The organism is Leptospira borgpetersenii serovar Javanica, from assembly GCF_003046425.1.
GTDB lineage: Bacteria > Spirochaetota > Leptospiria > Leptospirales > Leptospiraceae > Leptospira > Leptospira borgpetersenii.
In genome coordinates, this window is sequence record NZ_QAJG01000007.1 from 13,468 (window position 1) to 35,835 (window position 22,368).

The 22,368-nt window shown below is 39.7% G+C and carries 17 protein-coding genes; 10 read left to right on the forward strand and 7 right to left on the reverse strand.

Annotated elements, in window-relative coordinates:
• The first annotated feature begins 235 nt into the window (after window positions 1–235).
• From CLV95_RS07020 to CLV95_RS07035, 4 genes are all read left to right on the forward strand, one after another.
• Window positions 236–1,771: an aldo/keto reductase gene (locus tag CLV95_RS07020; RefSeq protein WP_002735839.1), complete on the forward strand. Its 1,536-nt coding sequence runs from the start codon at window positions 236–238 to the stop codon at window positions 1,769–1,771.
• Entirely contained in the window at window positions 1,761–2,225 is a 465-nt protein-coding gene (locus tag CLV95_RS07025; RefSeq protein ID WP_002724825.1) for a DUF309 domain-containing protein, read from the forward strand. Before CLV95_RS07020 ends, CLV95_RS07025 begins: the two co-directional genes overlap by 11 nt.
• Window positions 2,226–2,364: 139 nt before the next feature.
• On the forward strand, window positions 2,365–3,243 hold the full coding sequence (locus tag CLV95_RS07030) for an alpha/beta fold hydrolase (RefSeq protein WP_002735787.1): 879 nt from the start codon (window positions 2,365–2,367) through the stop codon (window positions 3,241–3,243).
• A 428-nt stretch (window positions 3,244–3,671) separates the two neighbouring features.
• Complete coding sequence (locus tag CLV95_RS07035; RefSeq protein WP_002724822.1) at window positions 3,672–3,887, forward strand: hypothetical protein; 216 nt, start codon at window positions 3,672–3,674, stop codon at window positions 3,885–3,887.
• A 442-nt stretch (window positions 3,888–4,329) separates the two neighbouring features.
• Here the strand turns inward: CLV95_RS07035 and CLV95_RS07045 are convergent, their stop codons facing one another.
• The 3 genes from CLV95_RS07045 to serA form a co-directional block, all read right to left on the reverse strand.
• The gene (locus CLV95_RS07045) at window positions 4,330–4,758 is read right to left on the reverse strand and encodes a PaaI family thioesterase (protein ID WP_002724828.1); all 429 of its coding nucleotides are present in this window, start codon (window positions 4,756–4,758) and stop codon (window positions 4,330–4,332) included.
• 572 nt (window positions 4,759–5,330) lie between these two features.
• Window positions 5,331–5,636, reverse strand: coding sequence for a PilZ domain-containing protein (locus CLV95_RS07050; protein WP_002759866.1), 306 nt, complete (start codon window positions 5,634–5,636; stop codon window positions 5,331–5,333).
• A 312-nt stretch (window positions 5,637–5,948) separates the two neighbouring features.
• Complete coding sequence (gene serA, locus CLV95_RS07055) at window positions 5,949–7,172, reverse strand: phosphoglycerate dehydrogenase (RefSeq protein ID WP_002722821.1); 1,224 nt, start codon at window positions 7,170–7,172, stop codon at window positions 5,949–5,951.
• A 187-nt stretch (window positions 7,173–7,359) separates the two neighbouring features.
• Between serA and CLV95_RS07060 the strand changes: the two genes are divergently transcribed.
• On the forward strand, window positions 7,360–7,911 hold the full coding sequence (locus CLV95_RS07060; RefSeq protein WP_002722848.1) for a hypothetical protein: 552 nt from the start codon (window positions 7,360–7,362) through the stop codon (window positions 7,909–7,911).
• Between the two features lie 911 nt (window positions 7,912–8,822).
• On the opposite strand, the gene CLV95_RS07065 is transcribed toward CLV95_RS07060, so the two are convergent.
• Window positions 8,823–12,485, reverse strand: a complete 3,663-nt coding sequence (locus CLV95_RS07065) for a tetratricopeptide repeat protein (protein ID WP_002735737.1) — start codon at window positions 12,483–12,485, stop codon at window positions 8,823–8,825.
• Window positions 12,486–12,627: 142 nt separating this feature from the next.
• On the opposite strand from CLV95_RS07065, the gene CLV95_RS07075 reads away from it, so the two are divergent.
• Both CLV95_RS07075 and CLV95_RS07080 read left to right on the forward strand, forming a co-directional pair.
• Window positions 12,628–13,539, forward strand: coding sequence for an early set domain-containing protein (locus CLV95_RS07075; RefSeq protein WP_016749578.1), 912 nt, complete (start codon window positions 12,628–12,630; stop codon window positions 13,537–13,539).
• Window positions 13,540–13,586: 47 nt separating this feature from the next.
• Window positions 13,587–14,336, forward strand: a complete 750-nt coding sequence (locus tag CLV95_RS07080) for a hypothetical protein (RefSeq protein ID WP_002722847.1) — start codon at window positions 13,587–13,589, stop codon at window positions 14,334–14,336.
• Window positions 14,337–14,409: 73 nt separating this feature from the next.
• Here CLV95_RS07080 and trxB read toward each other — a convergent pair whose 3' ends face one another.
• Window positions 14,410–15,357 carry a thioredoxin-disulfide reductase gene (gene trxB / locus CLV95_RS07085; protein ID WP_002722784.1) on the reverse strand — a complete coding sequence of 316 codons (948 nt, stop codon included), beginning with the start codon at window positions 15,355–15,357 and terminating at the stop codon, window positions 14,410–14,412.
• Window positions 15,358–15,810: 453 nt separating this feature from the next.
• On the opposite strand from trxB, the gene CLV95_RS07090 reads away from it, so the two are divergent.
• Window positions 15,811–17,151, forward strand: coding sequence for an LA_2490 family SGNH/GDSL-type esterase (locus CLV95_RS07090; RefSeq protein WP_026054835.1), 1,341 nt, complete (start codon window positions 15,811–15,813; stop codon window positions 17,149–17,151).
• On the forward strand, window positions 17,141–18,577 hold the full coding sequence (locus tag CLV95_RS07095; protein WP_002735808.1) for an MBOAT family O-acyltransferase: 1,437 nt from the start codon (window positions 17,141–17,143) through the stop codon (window positions 18,575–18,577). The genes CLV95_RS07090 and CLV95_RS07095 overlap by 11 nt, the downstream gene beginning before the upstream one ends.
• Before the next feature lie 684 nt (window positions 18,578–19,261).
• Here the strand turns inward: CLV95_RS07095 and CLV95_RS07100 are convergent.
• Complete coding sequence (locus CLV95_RS07100) at window positions 19,262–20,293, reverse strand: LA_2486 family SGNH/GDSL-type esterase (RefSeq protein ID WP_016749575.1); 1,032 nt, start codon at window positions 20,291–20,293, stop codon at window positions 19,262–19,264.
• A 178-nt stretch (window positions 20,294–20,471) separates the two neighbouring features.
• Entirely contained in the window at window positions 20,472–21,242 is a 771-nt protein-coding gene (locus CLV95_RS07110; protein ID WP_002735752.1) for a tetratricopeptide repeat protein, read from the reverse strand.
• An 88-nt stretch (window positions 21,243–21,330) separates the two neighbouring features.
• Between CLV95_RS07110 and xerD the strand changes: the two genes are divergently transcribed.
• On the forward strand, window positions 21,331–22,227 hold the full coding sequence (xerD, locus tag CLV95_RS07115; protein WP_002722782.1) for a site-specific tyrosine recombinase XerD: 897 nt from the start codon (window positions 21,331–21,333) through the stop codon (window positions 22,225–22,227).
• The last annotated feature ends 141 nt before the right edge of the window (window positions 22,228–22,368 follow it).

A 22,368-nucleotide genomic window follows, 5' to 3' on the forward strand; every position in this document is an offset into this window, starting at 1 on the left:
AATTTGAATGAACAAAAAAGACGGGTTTAAAAAGACCCCCGAACTTTTTAAAATGAGAGTAAAAAAACGAGCTAAGACGAAAAGCATTTTTATTTCGAAGGGAAAAAATTGATACTAAAATCAAAAGTTATTAAGATTCTTTCTCAATTAGAGATGAAATGATCAAAAATCAGGACATCGGGAAATTTGGTGCGTCGCGTAACGAAACTTTTCGAGAGATCAAAGGATAAAAACAATGAACCCATCCGATCCATTTCAGGAACTTTATCAAACAAATAGAATCAAAGGTAGTTCCGAATCACAGGCAACAAAAGAATACTCTGAAAATTCTTTCCTATTTAAAAAATATTCGAACAAGGAGAAAACGTTAAATCCCTATTTTTCCTTTCGAGGAAGAACTCTGTCAAAGATCGCGTTCGGGTGTTACAGAGTGGGGCTCGAATCTCCCGAACACGAAAAGGCAATGGGACTTTCCTTTTCGGAAGGATTTAACGTGATCGACACTTCCTCCAATTACGGAAACGGAGAAAGTGAAAGTTTAGTCGGCAAGGTTCTTCGAAAAAAAATAACAACGGGAGAATTAAAACGAGAAAATGTTTTTATCGTAACTAAGGCAGGATATATCCAAGGAAAAAATCTACAGATCGTAATGGAACTTGAGAAACAAAACACGGGATTCCCGGAGATTACTTATTATTCGGAAGAATGTTATCATTGTATTCATCCTTTTTTCTTAGAGGATCAGTTGGAGAGATCTCTTCAACGGCTTGGTTTGGAAACCGTAGATGTGTTTCTTCTTCACAACCCGGAATACTTTTTGATGGATAGAGAGAAACATAACGTATCTAAGGAAAAGGCCACCGAACAATATTACGAAAGGATTCGAAACTCATTTCGATTTTTGGAACAAAAACGGAAAGAAGGAAAAATATTATATTACGGAATCTCATCCAATACCTTTCCGGAAGATTCGGAAAAGTATACCGCAACTTCGCTTATCAAAATTCTAAAAATCGCAAAGGAAATTCAAGACGAACTCGGATTAGATGAATCCGGTTTTGCAGTTGTTCAATTTCCTGGAAATCTTTTGGAAAACGGATTTTTGGATCCAAAGTTTGAAGGAAAGAATTTAGTCTCTCTTATCCATGAGAACGGACTTTTGCCTCTGATCAATCGTCCATTAAACGCAATTTCAAGTTCCGGAAATATTCGCAGGCTTTCTTACGATCCAAAGAAAAAAAGCGGGGACGTTATGTTACTTCTGAAAGAAAGATTAGAAGTGATCTACGAAAGAGAAGAAAAATCGCTTTCGATTCTGCCCCAAGGCTCGATCAAATACACTTTTCGAACCGTAATCGAGCCGTATTTAGATCAGTTTCAAAACCAGAATCATCTGAATCAGTTTTTGGAAAGAACAGTGATTCCGATCCTACAACAACTGATTTCTCAGGTCGAAAAACTAGGCGGACAAAAAGCACAAGCCGAATACATCGAAACCCTGAACGAGGCGCTTCCTATTTTGGAACAATATGTGTTTCAGAAAAACATTCTGGATAGAAGCGAGCTCTATGAGAAAATTCTAAAATGTTATCCGAAGTATCAGGGTTGGAACCTTTCCACGATTGCGCTTCACCTGCTTCATTCTTCCCTAGGGGAAGGTGTGGTTTTACTCGGGATGAGAAGGGAGGAATACGTGAAAGATGCGAGTTTTTCTTTCGGGGCACCCGCTAACGACATTCAATATCAGGATTGGAAAAAATTTGAAGTTTGATCCTGAAATCGCGGCTCTTTTCGAATACATCGCATCCACTTCCGATCCGGAAGAGACGATCGACTTCGCTTATCAAAACGGAGAAAGATTGTTCCGAGAGGGAAAATACTTCGAGGCGCACGAGGTACTCGAGTTTCAATGGAAAAAGGATTCCGGAATTAGGAAAATCTTTCTTCAAGGAATCATCCAACTCTCTGTTTCTCTTCATAAGATATATGGAAAGCCGAACGGTCGAGGATCTAGGATGCAGGCGGAAAGATCCAAGGAAAAATTGGAGGCGGTTTTTAGATCCGGAGGTTTGAGCGAAAAGGGAAGACGGACGATATTTGATTTACTTCAAAGTTTGGATCAGATCATAAATCTTTATGAAGGAGACGAACTTCTTGTCGAAAAAGTTTCTGCTTTCTGTATTCCAAGTCTTCCGAAAGAATGGCGGGAGTTGTTTAGAGGTTGATATGGATGAGATGGAAGGCGGCGGAGTCGTTGGGCTTTTTTTCGAAAAGCGGCGGTATTTTATAGAATTACAATATAACGAATTGATATTTCTAGAAAATATTGTTTTACAATTTCAGTCCTCTGGAAGGAATTTTTAAATGAGTAAAATAGAAAGCGGTTTTTTTCAATCCGGTGGATACAATCTTTCCTATAAAATTCATAAAAACGAAAAAAAACATTCGATACTTTTATTTCACGGATTTCAGGACGCATCGGATACGTTTCTCTATCAGTTTCCGTTTTTATCTAAACATTTCGATATCTATCGATTCGATTATAGAGGTCATGGGGATTCCGAATGGCTTCGGGAGGGGAGCTATCATTTCATACAAACTCTTGTGGATGTAAAGACGTTCGTCTCCAAATTTCTTCCCGAAAGGTTTCATATTTTAGGTCATTCGATGGGAGGAGGAATTGGGGCAAGATTTGCGGGGATTTATCCAGAAAAGATTTTAAGTCTGGTTTGTCTGGAAGGTTTTATGTCGATTCAAAATCCGGAATTTGAAAAGAAACGTCTAAAGGCTTGGTTGGATACACTTGAGAACAACGAGGTCGGAACTAAGGAAAGGAAGAATAAAAGTTTTTCGAATTTAGATGAATTAACAGTTCGTTTAAAACCCGTTTATCCTAGATTGGATCCGAAAAAAGTTCGGGATTTGGCAACTTATCTTTCTAAAAAGACGGATACCGGATTTCAATGGAAAAACGACCCTCTTTATAAAAGAGGATTCCCTTTTATTTTTTCTCCGTACCTGACTCGTCATCTCTGGGAATGTATTTGTTCTCCGACACTCATAATTTACGGAAAAGAAACGCATCTTATGCCCGAAAATAGGGAAGAAATTCTTTCCCATTTTAGACATTTGGAATATATCGAAATGGAAAACGCGGGTCACAATATGCATCACGACCAACCCGAAAAACTAGAAGAATTATTAAACGAATTCTACGCCAAACACGATTTTCTTTCCAAGTAGTTAAAATTTTAGGGTTATTCAAAACCGGGTTATTGTAGACAAGAGAAATAATCTGTTATTCTAATTAATTGGCAATTTGTCGATGTCCCTTTGCGGATTGTAAAACGAAATTTGAAAAGTTTTCGGACAACTAAAAGTAAGATCTTGTCGCAATGGAAGCGAAGTTTTAAAACACAAATCTTAGTATAACGTAGGTGTTGCGGAGAAATCGGGTTTTTGTAAACAACCGATTTCAATCGATAATAACGTGTTTTGGTTGTAAACTATAAGCAGGTCCTTTTGACACGTTTGCAGGACGAATTATTTCAATATTCAGCCGGATCTTATCCATTGACTTCCGAATAAAAAATGTTTCATTTACGAAAAAAAGCTTGTACTTTCACCCATATTTCCGGAACATTTTTTCAACAATTTTTAAGGATGTTTTCATGCAGGAGCAAGGCGCGAAATTTAAGAGTCAGTTGGAAAGATACGTCAATTACCGCGGGATCGATATCGTTTTGTATCTCAAAGACGGTTCTCGTGTGGAATTGGACCGCAATCGTAAAATAGTGGGCGAACGAATCGTGTATTTTCCTTCAAAGAATCTTACGAGCGCCGTGGAGATTACGAGTATCAGTCGTGCGGAATTTTTTGTAGCTTGATAAAAAAAAGTTCATTCTAAATCGGTTCGAAAAAAAAACTTACAGAAAATGTCGGACCAAAAACTGACTCCCTCTTTCAGGAGATAAAAAAGAATACGATCCGGCGGTCGTTATTTTATGGATTGGATCGTTCTTAAAAAATGCGTCCGAATCGTATTTGCAACGTAGTTTTTTTGAAAGAAGGAGTGAAGATTAAAATTTTGATTCCGTCATCTCTTTTTTAGCAAGGATTGTTTTTGATTTTGTCCGATTCAGTTTTTTTGAAAAAGTAAGAATTCGTTACGTTTTCCACATCTTCTATTTTTTATCGAAAAAAATTAAAATTGCACAGATGAGGATGTATTTGATTCAAGAGTGTTAAAATCAGTTCCTTGAAACTTATAAATTCTGAAAATTTCAAATGACTGAAATTGGGTGGAATAAACACTAATTTTTGAATATTTTAATTTCCTAATTTGACTACCCAAGTGGAGAATAATTCTGCAACTAAACTTTCTTCTTCATCGAAAGCTTGGGAAGTCAATTTTACAATCGAGCGTTTTTGTTCCGTGATTTCGCTTTTAATCCTCACTTTCCCTTTTGTAACACTTTTACGATATTTGATTTCAGCGGTAGCGGTTGCCATAAATTTATATTTTAAATTGGAAGATCGAATCCAAGCGGCCATTGCGGCTCCGGCCGAACTGTCCATTGCGGAAAAAAGTGCACCTCCGTGAACGATCTTAACTGGATTGAAAAAAGAGTCGTCGACCTCGATTTCATATTCGCTTTTTCCCGGACTAACGGAGAGAATTTTATAACCGATTTTATGAGAAAATCGATCTTGTTCTTGAAAATACGCCGTAAATTCTTTTGTATTTGCTTCAGGCATTGAGGAAAATGGATTCATATAAATTAGATTTTTTATGGGAACTTCTTTGTCAATTCCTACGAAAATTGCCGAAAAAGGTTGAACGGATAAAAAGATCGATTTTGAAAAAATTAAAGTCCGATTTGAGGGTTGGTGTTATCCGAGTGTTAGGCTTTAGAGAATATGGTTGCTTGAAAGGTCGTTAGATGCGGAAATTCGTATCGAGTGACGGGAATGCGATTCGACAATTCTAAATCTACTTAGAACTACATAAAAGAGTGTCTGTAAGAGCTATTTCAAAAATACTTTATCGTTGCTTAAAACGTCGGTGCCAATCATTCTAAGATATTTTTGAGATAGCTTATAATATTTTGCGCTGAAACAGCACTTGGGAATAAAAACTTACGGTACTCAATTTTATAGGGATAAATAAGAAACTGATCCTAAATTTAAGATTGTGGAATGAAATGTAAGGTTTTCGGGTACTCGAAAAAAGGAATTCTCCTAGGTGGAAATGAACATTATAATTTTTTAATAAATCATCTAGATGAAAAAACGGCTCAACTAAAGTTAACATTTCATAAGTCAACCCTTTAAGAAAGGTCTCGGATTAAGTCTTCGATCTCTTGGATCTTGTTAAAATCTTTTTCGGTATAGTTCATATAGAGATCATACTCCGATTCCGAAATTTTTTCGCAACGGATCACTTTGACCGGAATTTGAATTGCTCCGGAAAGACTAATCGTTCCTAGTTTGAGTTCTAAAATCGTTCCGGGTTCAATGGGAGAGTCGGTTCTATAAAGCAGACCTTTCAGGATATTTTCAGCCAATCGAAGATTTTGACCGGCCAATTGACTTAAATAGACCGTGACTGTGTTTGGAATTCTATTGTAACGCATGGCACAACCATGTAAAACTCAGACGGATTCGATCAAGCAAAATCCTAAAATTTCTTTCTGGATCGATGTTTATTATATTAAGTTTTCATTATATTTTTGCGCACTACTTTCGATAATGACAAAATGTTCAGGCACCTCTATAAAATTAAAAAACAACAGAACGTTCTAAAGAATTCCTATGCGAAACCGCTGTTTTATGAGGTTCTCTTCAATAGAGTTGTTGAAAAATTCCATAGTTCAGTTTAACAAAACTGCTTCAATCAACCGTTTTCATGAAACAGAAACGAATGGAGAACTAATTTTTCAACAACTCTAATAAAGAATTCGAGTTTTAATTGAAAACGGATGTTTTTCGATTTTTTCCTTGAGTTCGTCTCCAACAGATTTGTCGATCACCATCGATAAATAACCGATTTCGGCGCTGGTTCCCAAATTTTGGGAGCTGATATTTGCGCCGATTTCAGAAACCATAAAGTTGATGTCTTTTAAGAAGCCGGGTTGGTTTTTATGAACGTTTAGGATTCTATACTGACCGGACGGTAATGGGGTGATTTCCAGATTTGGAAAATTTACCGAGAACGTAGTCGAACCGTTGTTTACGAATTTTAAAAGTTTGCTCGCGACTTCGGAACCGATGTTTTTTTGTGCTTCTTCGGTGCTGCCTCCTATATGCGGTGTAAGAATCACATTAGGCAGATTTTGCATCGGGGTTAAAAACGGATCGTTGTTGGATTCGGGTTCTTGTGGAAAAACGTCTATTCCCGCTCCAGAGATATGACCGGATTTGATTGCTTCGGCAAGTGCTTCCAGATCTATAACTTTTCCTCTGGAAAGGTTAATCATGTATGCGCCTTTTTTGGTGATCTCGATTTCTTTTTTTCCGTAGAGATTCATCGTTTGAGGAGTTTCCGGTACGTGGAATGTGATGAAATCCGAGTTCTTCAAAAGTTCCTGATAACTTTCGACAGGAGTTGCGTTTCCGAGGGGAAGAACCGTTTGGACATCGTAGTAGATGACTTTCATTCCCATCGCTTCTGCGAGAACGGAGACTTGGCTTCCGATATGACCGTAACCTACGATTCCGATCGTTTTACCTCGAACTTCGAAACAATTTTTTGAAATTTTGTTCCAAATTCCGGAATGAGTGTTTCGAATATGATCTGGAACTCTTCTGGCGAGCATAATGATTTCGGAAATCACGAGTTCTGCCACGGAACGAGTGTTGGAGTAAGGGGCATTGAATACGGGAATTCCTTTTTTTTCTGCTCCGGAAAGATCTACCTGGTTGGTCCCGATGCAAAAACAACCGATTGTCAAAAGTCTTTTGGCTTTTTCTAAAACGGAAGGAGTTACGTTGGTCTTACTTCGAATTCCTAAAACGTGTATGTTTTCAATTTCGTTCAGAAGTTCTTTTTCCGAATAGGCGGTGGGAAGAAGACGCACATTAAAGCCGTCTTTCCGGAACATATCAAATGCGTCTTGGTGAACGTTTTCGAGAAGGAGAATATTGATCTTATCTTTTGGAAATGAAATCATTTACCTACCAAGATTTCAAGAATGCGATTCTCTGAAAATTGAATTTTGCTTGGCTTGTTACAGAAAAAATCCTAGTTTGAGAAAAGCTCTTCAAAGACGAAGTTTGATCTTCTTTTTTGGAATTCTCCGGTTCTTATGGAATTTTCTTTCAAATCCAAGGTATACTAAAAAAATGGGGGAAACAATTTTGGGGGAGCTTTTGAAGATTCTGTTTTTCATTTTTCATTTTTGTTTCAGCTTGTTTGCAGGAATCGGCTGTTCTTCTGGCGATTCTATCCGTCGAACTCCCGAACCGGCTCTCGAACAGGTCTTATTCAATTCGGATTCTTTTTGTCCTGGATTTCATCTTTTTTGTTTCGATGGGGACACTCGGTCCTTGAGTTTTCGAGGCGTTTTTAAGAATTCAACCTCCGAAAAATCCATCTTTCTAGATTACTATCTCAGTTCTTTCGAGGTCAGTTTTCCGATCGGTGTTTCCTTAAAATTGGACGGAGACTGGTTCAATCTTCGCAAAGTGGGAACCGATTATTCTGATTCCGTTCGAATTTCCTCTTTTGTTCCGACGGAAGTCGCCGATAAAATCATTCATGCAAAAGAAATCGCGTTCAGTTTCTCTTCCAGAGAAAAAACGATAAACCGATTCTTTTCCCCCGTAGAAACGGCAAAATTTCAATTTCTATTAAAATCGCTTCGAGAAAAATTAGATACTCAATCAAATTTGAATATTCTGAATCCATGATGTTTTTGGCTTGATGTGAGCGAGTTTTGAACTTTGGGCATTTTTTTTTGATTGTGAGCCACGTTTTATGATCCGTTGGATCTTTGAATTTATGTCGGTTTAATTTTTTTATTGTTTTTGAATTCCCGCGGTTTGATGGATGCCGGGTTTTTGTTCACGATAAACTTGAAAACAGGATTTTGAATTTTCGACTAAAAATGCGAAAATATCGTACGGGACATCTCTATAAAATCAAAAAACGACGGAACGTTATAAAAAATTCCTATGAAAAAACCACTGTTTTACAACATTCGAGAATTCTAAAATCTATTTTATAGAGATCCCCATACGAAAGAGGGATCCGGTGGTTTTTTAAATGAAAGGCGTCTTAATAAAATTTCTATCGATCAAAATTCTTCGATTGTATCGTTTGAAAAAATCGTCTTTGTTTCACTGTATTCCGAACCCACGTTAGGATTTCGATCAGGCTTTATTTTATTATCCTGTTATTGATAGAATGTTTAAGTGATAAAACAAGTTTGATTTTGTAAGCTTTCAATTTGTATCTAAATGGATTTGAAATTTTTCGTCGGTTTTCTTCATTAGAGTTGTTGAAAAATTAATTCGCCATCCGTTTCCCGTTGCATGAAAACGATCCATTGAAGCAGTTTTATTAATCTGAACTATGAAATTTATCAACAACTCTATTGATTTTATGAGTTTTTTACAGAGAATTTAAAACGATCCGCAGTCCGAAAAAATTACTTGAAAATTTTTATTTATTAAAAAAATTTTTATATATAAAATATTGAATTTTTGGGGTATATAAGGCCTTTGCAATACGAGCCCAGTAACAGATCCGTTTCAATTTCCGTGGGATTTATTCCGTAATTTAATTTTAACGGGCTTTGGAGTTCGTCATCAAGAGATTCTCATTCTCTCGCCAGCTTTTTAACACTATCCAAAGTAGGAGAGAGCCAGTCTTCCAGAAGAGGATCTTGACCAATGGCTTCTTTTTTGAATATGAGATCCTTGTTCGACATTGCGATTTCCGAAATCTCGTTGATTTTTCTTGCGGTTTCGATCGCTTTCCAATAATGTTTCAACGCTTCGGCGGTGTTTCCTTGTTTTTCGTAGACCGCGCCGATATTGTTGTAAGCGGCGACTAATGTCTGATAGACTTCTTGGTGATATGGGTCATCCGATTTTGGGAGGCCCATATTCAAAAGTCTTTCTTCCATATTGTCTTGGACCTTGAGGTAGTTTCCAAGGCTTGCCTTATATTGGCCCGTATAAAAGAAAGCGTTTGCTTTACCCATAAGCAAGGTGGAATGGTTGTACTCGTCTTCGTCTTCAAAGCCGACCCATTCGTTGAGGGAAGCGGCAAAGTCTCCGTTCATGTAATCCACCCAACCCTTGAAGTAGCGAAGTTCTCTTTGGATTTCTAGGGGAAGGGGAGTTCTCCATCTGCGAATGAGGGTAAATTCTTTTTCGTCGGTTTGAACCGATTCCGCTTTGGAAAAACCGTCCAGAGAGTTTTTGAGTTCCATGGATCTTGTTTTTGCGGACGCATCCATCGCGGTTCTTGCACGGAACGGATAAATTTTGCGTCCCGGAAATTCGGTGATCTTATCTTTTTCATGAATTCCTGCTGCGGATAGATATTGGATTCTCGCCTTATCGAAATAGATACGGCCTATGTTTCCTTGGATCAATGTTTCGTCCTCTTCTCTTGCTCCGTAGCTTTGTTTGTAATTCTCAAAACGTTTGAGGGATTCGTTTAACAATTTATCCGCTTCTGCGAAATTTGCGAGACGGATAGCGTTTTCCGCGAGTTCTGTGGAAGCGAGATAATGAGCGGGATCGAGTGCCGCGGCTTTTTCGAAAAATCTTCTGGCTTGGATGGATTCCTTGATGGAAGCGAAATATCTTCCTCTTTGATAGTAGCCTTCCGCGTATTGGGAACCTTCGATTTCCGTTCCTGTCACGGAATCTTTTTCCGTTTTATGATAGATGAGATTCAGAATTTCAAGAGCGTTGTCGTTGACTTCCATTCCTGAAACCTGATCCGTGGGATTAATGTTATAACGAATTCTTAATTCTTTTTTATTCAGATCGGTGTAAAAGGAGGCAAGCTTGGAAAGAACGTGAAGAGAAAGTTCCTTTTCTATATTCAGGTTGTTCTTGATTTGTCTGTGATGGTTGATCACGAACTGGGGGTTTCCGTCTTCCTTCCACATTTCGATATAAGTGGAAAGTAGACCACCTTGCCCAACGGAGCTAGACGGATCGATCTCCACGATCTTATTGTAAAACGATGCGGCTTTGCCGAATTCCCTTCGGTTGTAATAAATTTTCGCGATTCCTGCGGTGGATTCCTCATCGTAGGGTTCGTTTCCGTCGGTATACACCTGTTTGAAAAAGTTGATCGCGAGCTGATCGTTTTTATATTTTCCACCTCCGAGAAAAGGTTCTGTAAAAGAAGGCATAATGGAAGAATGGAATCTTCCTAAATTCTTGTATGTTGGATTGTCGTGTGTTTGTTTTTCCAGACGCATCACGATATACGCGCCGGCTTTCATGATCTTTCTTTGAATTCCGTCTTGAGCGATTAGAATCATACGATTTTCGCTTCCGTTCTTTCCTGAGAGTTTTGTGTTATCCCAGACTTGGCCTTTGGCAAGAGTGATGATGGGAACCTTTTCACGTTTGTCCCAAGCGTTGGAAGAAGGTTCTTCTCTTCCGGCGCCGAAATCGGGACTTACCTTACCGAATAATTTTTCAAAGGCTCTGTCGTATTCTTCAACTCTTGTATATTCCACGCCGTAGAGATTTAGATACTTGAGATGGTTTGGAAGAATATTTTCTCCTCTAGCGAAAGATTCCTCCGCTTCGAAGAATTTTTTCTTTCGGGTTTCGCTGTTTTTCGGATAAACTCCCGCCTCGCGAATCAGCATGAGGCCTTGTTCGTAATACTGAGCCGCTTGATTTGGAATGATGAAGTTTCTGTAAAATAACGTTCCGCCTACTACGAGAAAAATCGTAGCCGCAATTGAAATGATCGTCCTGCGGATTACCTTTCTTTGCCTTTGTAGGCCTTCTTTGGTATAAACAGGATCCGTAGAAATGATAGGAACTCCGTCTTTGGAGAATCCACTCATTTTTTGAGAGACGAAAATAGTTTCTCCTAAGGCTCCGGAGAGGAAGTCTGCGATTTCTTGGGGAGAACTTTCTATCTTGATTAATTCCAGAAGCCCTTTCTGATCTCTCGGCGTTAGGCGATCTTGAACGATCGAGTCGATCACCGCACGGCGTAGAGTCGGCGGATATCTGAGGATTTCTTTTTGTATGATTGCGAGTTCTTCGTCTTTGAGCCCTTTATCGATATCCTGTTTTTCTTCGTTTGCGAGTCCTTGCAGATCCGCTTCGAGACCGAAGGAACTTCCGGAATCGAAGACTTCTTCACCCGCATCGGATTCTAAGTCGGGGCTGAAGGATTCGAAGGAAGAATCCCCGGAAATGTCGGATAATGTGTCTTCTTCTATGGAAGGAACAAAATCGGCAAAAGGGTCTTCGGAAACGGTAGCAGAAGAGGCGAGATTCGAAAACGGATCTTGCCCTGTAGGAGGGCCTAAATCTCCAAAGTCGGCAAACGGATCGGATTCGGTCGAAGAAGGTCCTGAGTCTGCAGGAGAGCTGAAAAAATCATCGTCTCCAGCGCCGGATGGAGACGGGGGCATCAATTCATCTCCGCCATCGGTGGAGGTAGGCGCTGTTCCGGAAAGATCGAACTCATCCCCTTCGCTTGGGGTTTCGAGTCCGTCCATTCCGACAAATGGATCGGAACTGTCTCCGGCAGATTCGGGGATGGATGTGAATGTGTCCATATCCGCAAACGGATCCGCTTCGGGTGTGGAAGAAGAACCGAAGTCGTCATTCACCGAACCAAAATCAGTTCCTCCGAATGGATCGGATTCCACGGGACTCGTATCTGTCAAATCTGCGAACGGATCATCGGAAGACGGTGTGGTCATCTCATCTAAGCCCGCGAACGGATCGCTTACTGTCGTCGGAGCTGGGCTTTCTTCGCCAAAGGAAAAATCGTCGGAAGGAGGGACTGCACTTGTTTCTTCCGAAAGTCCAAAATCGCTGAACGGATCCTGTTCTTTTAACTCACTCGGAGCCGGTTCAGAGTCCATTCCAAAATCTGCAAATGGATCGCCTGCGTCTACGGGCGAGATAGGTGATTCTTCCTCAATGGGAAAATCGTTGGTAGCCGCGGCTTTTTTTGGTTCTGCTAAAAGTTCATCTAAATCGATATCGTCATCTTCAAAAACTTTAGTAGGAGGTCTTTTCAGGCTTTCCGGTTCCGGGGATTCGTAATCTACTTCCTCACTTACTCTTGAAGATTCTTCGGATTCTTCCTCTTCGTCGTGAGAGAGCGTTTGAGTTCCGTATCCCATCTTTTGACGAAACACGGAAAGCATCGGATTGAGTTCTTCCGAAATTTCCGGATTTTTGGATAGAGGCTGGAGAATAGAATGAATTTGCTCTAGTTCAGCTTCGTTCAGTGGGGTAGAATTCGCCTCTGCCATGATTTCCTGCTAAATTATATCGGTAGGGCTGTGGATTCTCCAAGGAAAAAACTCTCCCTTAAATCGTGTCCGAATCGAAAAAAATTTATGTCCTATATCGGACTCGATTTGATTTCTGCGAAAACGATTGCGGATTTACCTTATGCTTTTTGGGAAATTGATCGAACTTGTATCCAGAATGAAATCGATCCCTGTAATTAAAATTTTATTAATACTACTTTTGACGATAAGCGTTGCAATTGGTGCCGACGAAGATACAGGAAATTGGATCGGATCTTTTTCATCGGAAGATTATGAAGACTTTTTGGAACCTGTGGAAAAGGAGAAGATTTATTATTACTGGCAGATGGAAAAACTAAAAAAGGCGGTGGTTCCTAGATACGTTCGTTACATTGATTCCGCCTTATCTTTGGAAACCGGAAAACTTCTCAATCGTGGGATTTTGTTCACTTTTGAAGGAATTGAAAACGAGGAGGTTTCTATATGCGGAAACTTTTCTCTTTGGAGATGTATCCCTTTGAAAAAGAACAGCCATGGAATTTTCTATATTGTATTGAATCCGGAAAGTAGAGATACGATTCGAGAGGAACTTAAGATACTGGAATATAAGTTTAGAGTGGACGGTTTATTCACTCATGACCCGTCTAACCCGGATTCGGCGGAGGATGGAAACGGTTCTTTGGTTTCTAAATTGATTGCAATTCCTTCCGGGCCGGACAAACTCGCGACCACTCGAATTTTGGAGGATTCTCCCTATGAGGAATTGGAATATAGAACCGTCGAGTTTAGAATTTATGCCCCGGATGCGGAGATGATCACACTCGTTGGAGATTTCAATCATTGGGATCCGGAAGAGGACGTATTAAAAAAGGATAATGAAGTTTTTACTCTTATTAAAAAGATGAAACCTGGAAATTACCTTTATAACTTTGTTCAAGACGGAAAGATTATTCTGGATACCTTCAATCAAAACACAAGGCTTCGAGAAGATACGGGAGAAATTTCTTCTTATCTAACGGTTCCGGAGCGTTCTTACGCTTTGGAGGCAAAATAGAATCTTTTTTTCATTGACCTAGTATTTTCCCGAGCTTTTTTCTACTCATGGAAAAAATTCGGCTGGGAGTTTACACGTTCGGGGTCATCGTCGTCGGGATTCTCGTCTTTACTCTTTCCAAAAGCTGGTTCATCTTAGATAGGGGGGTGGAGTTGGTAGAATCCGGTTCCTCCAAAGAAGGCCCCACAACTCCCGCGGATAGGAGCGGGGACTTGCTCAATCATTCTGTGGTCCTTTGGGAACGTTATCTTTTTTATCCGTTTGAACTTTCTCGAGAAACGGTTGCCGGTCACAGAAAAAACCTGAATCACGCAAGAAATCTCACCGTAATCGATTTAAAATCCGGAAATCATAGGAAGTTATTTAACCGAAACGTCTACATTTGGGATTACTTTACTGGTACGAACAAAGAAAAAGAAACCGGAGAAACGACTGAAGAAACCGAATTGGATTCGGTTTTGGTGTCTGGAATTTCCACAGGAAAAAATCTCATTTTGATCGGAATGACGGAAGATACGAACAAAGACGGATTCTTAAATCAAAAGGATCGAAAACAGGTTTTTGTGTATAATCCGATCGGGGCGACTCTTGTAGGGATTCTTCCGAGAAAATACTCTTTGGAGAAATTTCTTCCTTCTTCCGGCAAGGAAAGATTGGTTATGATCGTTTCTTTGGAAGAAGGGAAAGAAGAATCGAAAAAGAAGAAGTCGTCTTCAGTCGTTTCAAAACTTCCTGAAATCACATTTTATATTTATGATATTCGAAACGGAAAGGGAATTCTCGTGGAGCGACCGTGATAAATCCGAGTTATCTGAATACACGATTGAGCGTTGAATCTCTTTTTGAATGGATAAGAATATTTTAAAATTCTTATTCTTCTCTGGACTCAAGCCATCGTTCCGCGTCGAGTGCGGCCATACAACCGGAACCAGCGGCGGAGACCGCCTGGCGATAGATCTTATCCTGAACGTCTCCCGCAGCAAAAATTCCTTCGATACTTGTTTTAGTGGAACCGGGAACGGTTTTGATATAACCGCTTTCATCCAGATCTAAAATTCCTTTAAAAATATCCGTATTCGGTTTGTGACCGATCGCGTAAAAAAGTCCTCCGACTGAAAGTTCTTTTTTTTGACCGCTCATCGTGTCCTCCAAGGTCAAAGCGGTGAGATTTTTTCCATCTCCTTTTGCTTCCTTAACTTGTGAGTTCCATATGATTTCAATTTTGGGATGAGTGGTCGCTCTCTTTTGCATAATTTTGGATGCACGAAGAGAATCTCTTCTATGAACCAGATATACTTTAGAAGCGAATTTCGTTAAGTGGGAAGCTTCTTCTACTGCCGAATCTCCACCTCCTACGACGGCCAGTTCTTTGTTTCTATAAATCGGAAGGGCTCCGTCGCAAACCGCACAGGCGGAGATTCCTCTTTGCCAGTAGGTATCTTCGCCTGTTACATGCATTCTTCTTGCGGTGGCTCCGGTTGCTATGATTACCGCTTCGGCTTCAATGCGCTCTTCGTCCGACCAGAGTTGGAACGGTCTGGAGGAAAAATCCACTTTAGTGATGGTTTGTGTCAGGATTTTGGTTCCGTATTTGACGGATTGTTCTCGGAAGAGTTGGGTCAATTGGGTGCCGTCGATTCCATTCGGAAAACCGGGAAAGTTTTCGACTTCTGTCGTGGTTGTAAGCTGACCGCCTGCGGCAATTCCACCCGCCATAAATCCCTCATACATCACCGGATTTAAGTTTGCTCTGGCGGCATAAATCGCGGCGGTATGTCCAGCCGGTCCGGAACCTACGATGACAATTTTGTGGACCATGATTTCCTCGAATTAGAATGATTCTAAACTTGATCTATTTTTAGACTCTTACGATGTAAAGCAGATTCTTTTTCGAGGGAGAATTTGGAAAGTTTTTCTCTTTCGGCAAACTTTAAAGACTGTTTCAAAAACATCAAGATGTAGAACTTCTATAATTTTAAACGACAGGAAAAATTGTATAAAAGGGATATAGCGCCAATTCGGTGTAATTTGTGAGAACTCCTACATTGTTGGATCGTTTTAGGGGATTTTGAGGTATTGAGATCGGTTTTTTAGATAAAAACGTTCTTTGGACTCGTCTGGATTTACTGTGTTCCTCAATAGATTGAATAGGAAAGGTTTGGGTTTACGTTTGAATTCCTACAAAATCATCACTAGTGGATCCTCACCTTGAAGGAAGAAGATAGAATTCGCTTGCCAGACAAGCCTTATATTCCAACCTTTCCTCTATCCATGAAAGGATTTTTCTTCTGGGCAGGACGAGCCCTTGTATTTTTCATTCTCGTTTTGATCGGAACGGAAATTCTTCTCAACTTACTCAAAAGTCCCTCTCTTCAATTTTATAGAGATCAAAAACTTCTCCATAGATACAATCCGGTTTATTACGTGGATCTTGCACCGGATCAGGACATTTACATCCGCCATTTTGCCGGAAAATGGGAAGGAAGATTCAGAACCAATTCTCTCGGAATGAGAGGCTTGGAAGAACCCGACCCGAAAACCCCCCAACTCGCCTGTTTGGGGGATAGTCTCGTTATGGGTTTTGGAGTTTCTGATGAAGACACGTTTTGTCATTTGTTGAACGGGATCGAATTAAAAGGTGGGGCAAGGCAGACTTTAAATCTAGCGGTGGACGCATACGGTTCTTTAGGAGCGCTTCGAAGATTGAAAGACATGGCTCCTAAATTAAAGAATCTAAAAGAAGTTCTTTTTTTCGTTTCAGGAAACGACTTTACGATTCCGGAAGAGCTTAGGGCGAAAGGAATGTTATCGGATGACGAGATAGACGAGATTCGAAGTCAAGATCCGGGTTTTAACCGAAATTTTAGAATTCAATTCGAACTTTCCAGAGCTTCTTATACGCTTCAAGCTTTGAAACTGGCTTTTGAACAATTAAAGGTGCAATATGGATTCACTCTGTTCCGTTTGAGATCAGAATGGAATTCTACTGGACTTTCCTCCGCTTCTACTGCCGAACAAACCCCCGCAAAATATATGAGGGATTCTTTTTTTAAAACTTCGGAAACGAAATGTGATTCCGACGAGAAAAGAGTATTCGAAAAATCGAATGTACTTTCAGTTCCTAATCCGGATGGTATGAACAAAAAGGAATATAAAAGGAAGTATTGTCCCGAACCGATTCCGGATTACTTTTCCTGTCAGGAAAAAGAACCGCCTCTTGGCTCTTTAGAACCTCTTCCAAAAATCACACAACAAGCGTACGACGAAATGGTGGAATACACAAGATCAAAAGGGATTCGGTTGATCATAGTTTTGATGCCGATTCAGGTAGAAGAGATCTTTTGCAGAAATCAAGGGCTCTATCATCCTTTAGAAAATTATGCGCTTCGAGCCGCGGCTTATTTTGAAAAGAAGAAAATCCCTGTACTTAAACTTAGAAAAGAAACCGGGGAGATGTGCGGAGAAGTGATTGAAACCGCAAAAGGGAAAAAGTTTTCAGGGATTCGGGATTATTTTATTCCCGAAGATGGACATTTGACCGTGTTCGGAAACCGATGGGCAAGACGAGCCTTGGAAAAACAGCTCAAGGAATTGGAAAAAAATGCTCTTTAATTCGGTTCAATATCTTGTTTTCGCTCCTCTCGTAATTTGCCTCTATTTCTGGCTTCCCGCAAAATTGCAACGGTTTTGGCTTTTGGTAGTGAGTTTGTATTTTTATGCTATATTCAAAATTCCTTTTATTCTTCTTCTAATTTATTCTATCGTTTTGACGTATTACGCCGTAAGGGGTATGGAAACCGCGCATTCTAAATTTTTAAAATTATTCTTTTTAAATATAGCCGTTTGGGGGAATTTATTACTTCTTTATCTATTTAAATATATGGATTTTTCCATTCACGCCTGGAATGTATTTACGGATTCAAAACCTTGCGATCCCGCCTACATTTCTTCAACGGGCGCGATCTTGCCGATGGGTATTTCGTTTTTTACCTTACAAGCGATCTCTTATGCAGTGGATGTCTACCGTGGAACCGTTCGGCAGGCAAGAAGTCTCTTTCAATTCGGACTTTTTCTCTCGTTTTTTCCCCAACTTGTTGCGGGACCGATCATTCGTGCTCAGGATATGCTCCATCAATTTTTGGAGAATTATACTTATAAAAAAGAAAATCTTCTTCCCGGGATCAGACAATTGTCTTGGGGCCTTTTTAAAAAAACGTTCGTAGCCGATCCCATTTCTCTAACCGTGGATCCGGTGTTCGCCAATCCGGGAGCTTATGACTCTCTGTCTTTAATTTTAGCGGCGTTCTTGTTTTCTTTTCAGATTTATTGCGATTTTTCCGGATATTCGGATGTTGCGATCGGAACCGGAAGGATTCTAGGATATTCCATTCCGGAAAACTTTATGAGACCTTTTCTGTCTCAGACCGTAACGGAGCTTTGGAGAAGGTGGCATATATCCTTTTCCTCCTGGCTCAGAGATTATATCTACATTTCCTTAGGCGGAAATCGGGTGAGTGTTTTCCGAGCGTACTTCAACGTGTTCATTACTACTTTTGTGAGCGGAATCTGGCATGGAGCGGATTGGAATTTTATCATTTGGGGGGCTTGCCACGCGTTTGTGATGGTGTTGGAACGATTTGTCTTTTCTTTTTCCGTTTTAAAAAGCGGTTGGGATAAAATTCCGGATTGGATCAAATACACGTATTCGTTTCTTATTTTTTCCTTTTCTATGTTTTTCTTTCGGGCCAAAGCGTCGCCGGAATACGGATACAACACTAGTTTGGAGCTTGCGTTTGCCATTGTTAAGCGAACTTTCTCCTGGGAGAATGGTCGGACTTTACAGATTCCGTTTGCGGTTTTGGCGGCTGTGATCATTTTATTCGGAGCCGATTATCTTCAGGAGAAAAGACGGACTCGGATGGAAGATCTTCAAAATAAACCTTGGGTCGTTTATCCTTTGGCGGGAATGATGATACTTGTCGGTTTTATTCTCTACAGCGTGACGGTAAGTCAGCCGTTTCTCTATTTTCAGTTTTGAATTTAGATTCTTGTCGTATTATTTTTTCATAGAAACTTATTCGTGCGTTTAAGATTTCTTTTGAGTTTGTCCCAAGATTTCGATAGAAATATCATCGCGAATTTTTCACAAAACGAAGGAGTTCCTACAGGTTATAGAAATGTCCTACTCATTTCTACATAATAGAGTGTCTAAAATTCTTCATCAAACGCGGGATTTATGCTCAAATTAACGGTACTCTATTTTATAGCATAACCTTAGCCACAAATACTTGGATCTGAAGATAAATCTGTCGGAATTACTACAAATCCTCTGTGAAACTTACGCCCCACCCTGATTTTGGGTGGAGGGGAGAGGCGGTGGGAAGACTCGGGAGGTTTTCTTTACCACAAAATCATACTTCTTGCAAGTAAAAAGCCTCATTCTTGTCGGAACACTTGAAAAATGTGCGTTTTTGATCCTTCTGATCTAAAATCCTTTTCAACTTGTGGGTAAGGTTATGATTTTATAGGGATCAGTAATAGAGTTGTTGAAAAATTCCATAATTCAGATTAACAAAACTGCTTTAATCGACCATTTTCATGAAACGGAAACAGATGAAGAATTAATTTTTCAACAACTCTAATATAATTCCCATACCAAAAATAGTTCCAAGATAATGCTCCCATCGCATTTTGGGGATAAAATCGAAATAAAATAATCAAATCAAAATGATTGACTCAGAATTTTTTCTGAAATTCTATCAGCGATCAACTTTGCTGAGATTGCATTCGGATGTCCGTCGTTTTGAAGGTAAAAATCGGTTTTGTTTCGATTATATTCCCGGATGAAATCAGGTCTTGTATCTAAAACCGGAATCCCTTTGTGTTTTGCGATTTCACTGACTTGGTCTAACAAAGGAGTGGATGGAAGAGGGGTCAAGGAATGAGAACCGTTCGGGTATAAAACCACGGTTAAAGGAATATTAAGATTTTTGCAAGTGTCGAAAAAAAATCTCATTTCATTGAAGGACGGATGATCGTCCGGATAATCGCTAAGAGTTTCCGGAATCGTTTCGGGGCCGTTACTACGGAGTTTTTTCAATCTCCTGTTTTCGTTTTGAATTTTGGAATAATTATAGAGGGCACTGTATCTGGATAAAAAGACAGAGAATCGAAAAAGCCATCTTCCATAGAATGAATTTCTTAAATAGATTTCTCTATACACGTCTTGTAGGTCCGAAGGATGATAGATCCAAAATACGGCTTTCGGTAAAATACAATCCTTCTTTGCAAAGTCTTTACAAAGAATCGCCCTTTCCATTTTTCTTCGAATTCCACTTGTGCCGAGAGAGTCTACTCCGAGATTTCGAACTTGGATTCCGTAAGGTTTGAGCTTTTCCTGCAATTTCCAAGCGATCGTATCGGAATCGTTTTGTCCGAAACCGTAGGCGATCGAATCTCCCATCAACCATATTTCCGGTTTTGCTCCGGGGATTACTTTTTCCTCCGAAACGATTCTTTCCGCGTGCTCTTCTACCCTTACTCGGAATGTAAATCCCGCAGGATGAGGTAGGGTTGTATCGGAATTCGGGCAAAGCATGATTTCCGGAATTTCCCACTCTTCGATACAGTGGACCTGCTTGTCTCTCAGCCTGTAAATGAGGCCTGCAGGAGGAAACATTCTCATTAATATTTCACCTAACGCAATGCAGAAGATAAAAAGGAGAATAATTCTACTATATGGAAATGATTTCATAAGGGGATTGGCATAAGAGGTGATGCGGGGGAAAGTTTGCGCTTTGTGGAAGGAACAGATAAAACAAAAAAAGAACGACTTATCGAGCGACTCCTAAAAGTAGAGAAACTAAACTTTGGGAACAGCTCGTAGAAATTGAATAGCAAAAGCAAGTTTAGTTTATTATGATTTATGAAACTCATGACGCTCGGGAAAAAACTCTATGGGGTTGGTGTTGCAAAGTCTTTACACTACTTTCAAAAAGGGGTAATAGGTTGAGTTTGGGAAATTTTGAAGGTAGATGACCGGTTTGTTTTTTTGGATGGATGGGATCCGAGTTGTGAGATACACCGTAAAGGGAAAGTTCGCATTTCAAAAACAAACGTCTCGCTGGAGGAAGAAGGGTTGGAATTGTGCTCGTTTTAAATCTGTTGAATTCCGATCCGTTTTTCTTTTTTTCAAGAAGGCAATCTTTTAGAAAAATAGCATAACTTTCGATTTCTTTATCTTTTGACTTGGAAATTTTTTCCAGGATTCTTTTCGTTTTATCCCTATCTTTTTCTTGTAAATGAATTTCAAGAAGATAAAGTAAAAGGGAGGAATCGCCGGGAAGAGAAGATTCGGCCTTTTCCAGATAGAACGCGGCGGAATTGAGAGCGAGGCCACTGTCCGCAAGAATCATTCCGAGAGTGCGGTTTGCTTCCAAATGGGTCGGATTCTTTTTTAGAATCGATTCGTAAAGACGCATTGCTTCCGCAGTATTTCCTCTGGAAAGAGAATCTCTCGCGTTCCAGATTGTTTCCTCGTCGGAGGAGCAGGAAACGGAGAAGAAAAACGTGAGAAAAAAGAAAAAAATGTATCGGATATTGGGTCTCATAAATGCAGAAGTTTTTACTTTCGTCGTTAGAAAAAAAGAAAATTTAGACCGTATTTGTCTAGGGTTTCGATTAGAATTTTCCAATAAACCCATTAGGCAACATAAAAAAGTTTAATTCTCCTGAGGGGAAACGTCCGAAGGATTTAATACTTGTTAAACATTTTAGACGGGACTAAAAACAGTGACATCTTCACATAACAACCTACTTCAAAATTTTCAGGAATATCTCTCCGTAGAAAAGGGACTAAGTGACAATTCCATCTACTCTTACGGATACGATTTGAACAAGTTTAAGAACTTTCTGGAAAAGGAGCATATAGATTTCCTAAAGGTCCAGGCGAATGATATTATGCGTTTTTTGAATGAGGAAAGGGATCGCAAGATCAGTTCGAAAACGATAGCAAGAGAAGTGGTTGCAATTCGACAGTTTTACAAGTTTTTAAAGGACGAAAAAAAACTCGACACCAATCCGACCGAGAAGATCGAAACTCCCGAGGTAATGCGAAGTATCCCGGATTACCTGACACAGGATGAGATCGAGGAACTGTTCGCGAGTATCCGAGAGGATAACCTTTACGAACTCAGAGACAAATGTATTTTCGAATTATTGTATTCTTCGGGGCTTAGGATTTCGGAGGCTTGCAATTTAAGGTTAAGCGACATGGATCTGGAAGGAATGATTCTGACCGTAGAAGGAAAGGGAGGACGTCAAAGGTTGGTTCCCTTCGGAGAAAAATCCTTGGACATAATGAACCGTTATCTGAAACAGAGTCGGCCTTTTATTCTCAAAGCGAGAAACTGCGAATATCTTTTCGTTTCTAAAAAAGGATCTTATATCAATCGTAAATCCGTTTGGAGACTTTTAAACCATTATATAAAAAGGACGTCTATTTCTAAAAAAGTGACTCCACATACTCTCAGACATTCCTTTGCGACTCATTTGTTGGAAAATCATGCGGATTTGAAATCGGTTCAGGAGCTTTTGGGCCACATTGATATTTCCACGACGCAGATTTATACTCACATGGCAAATAAAACTTTGAAAGAAGTTCATAAAAAATTTCATCCTAGAGGATAAAAGTCGGATTTTAAAAGAAAGAATTTTCTGTGAGTTGCTCATTCCTTGAGTTTTTCAATTTGAGAGAGTGATCGGAATAAGAACGATCTAACAAGGGTTTTTGTATTCGAAAATACCGTGTTGTTTTATTAGAAAAATTGA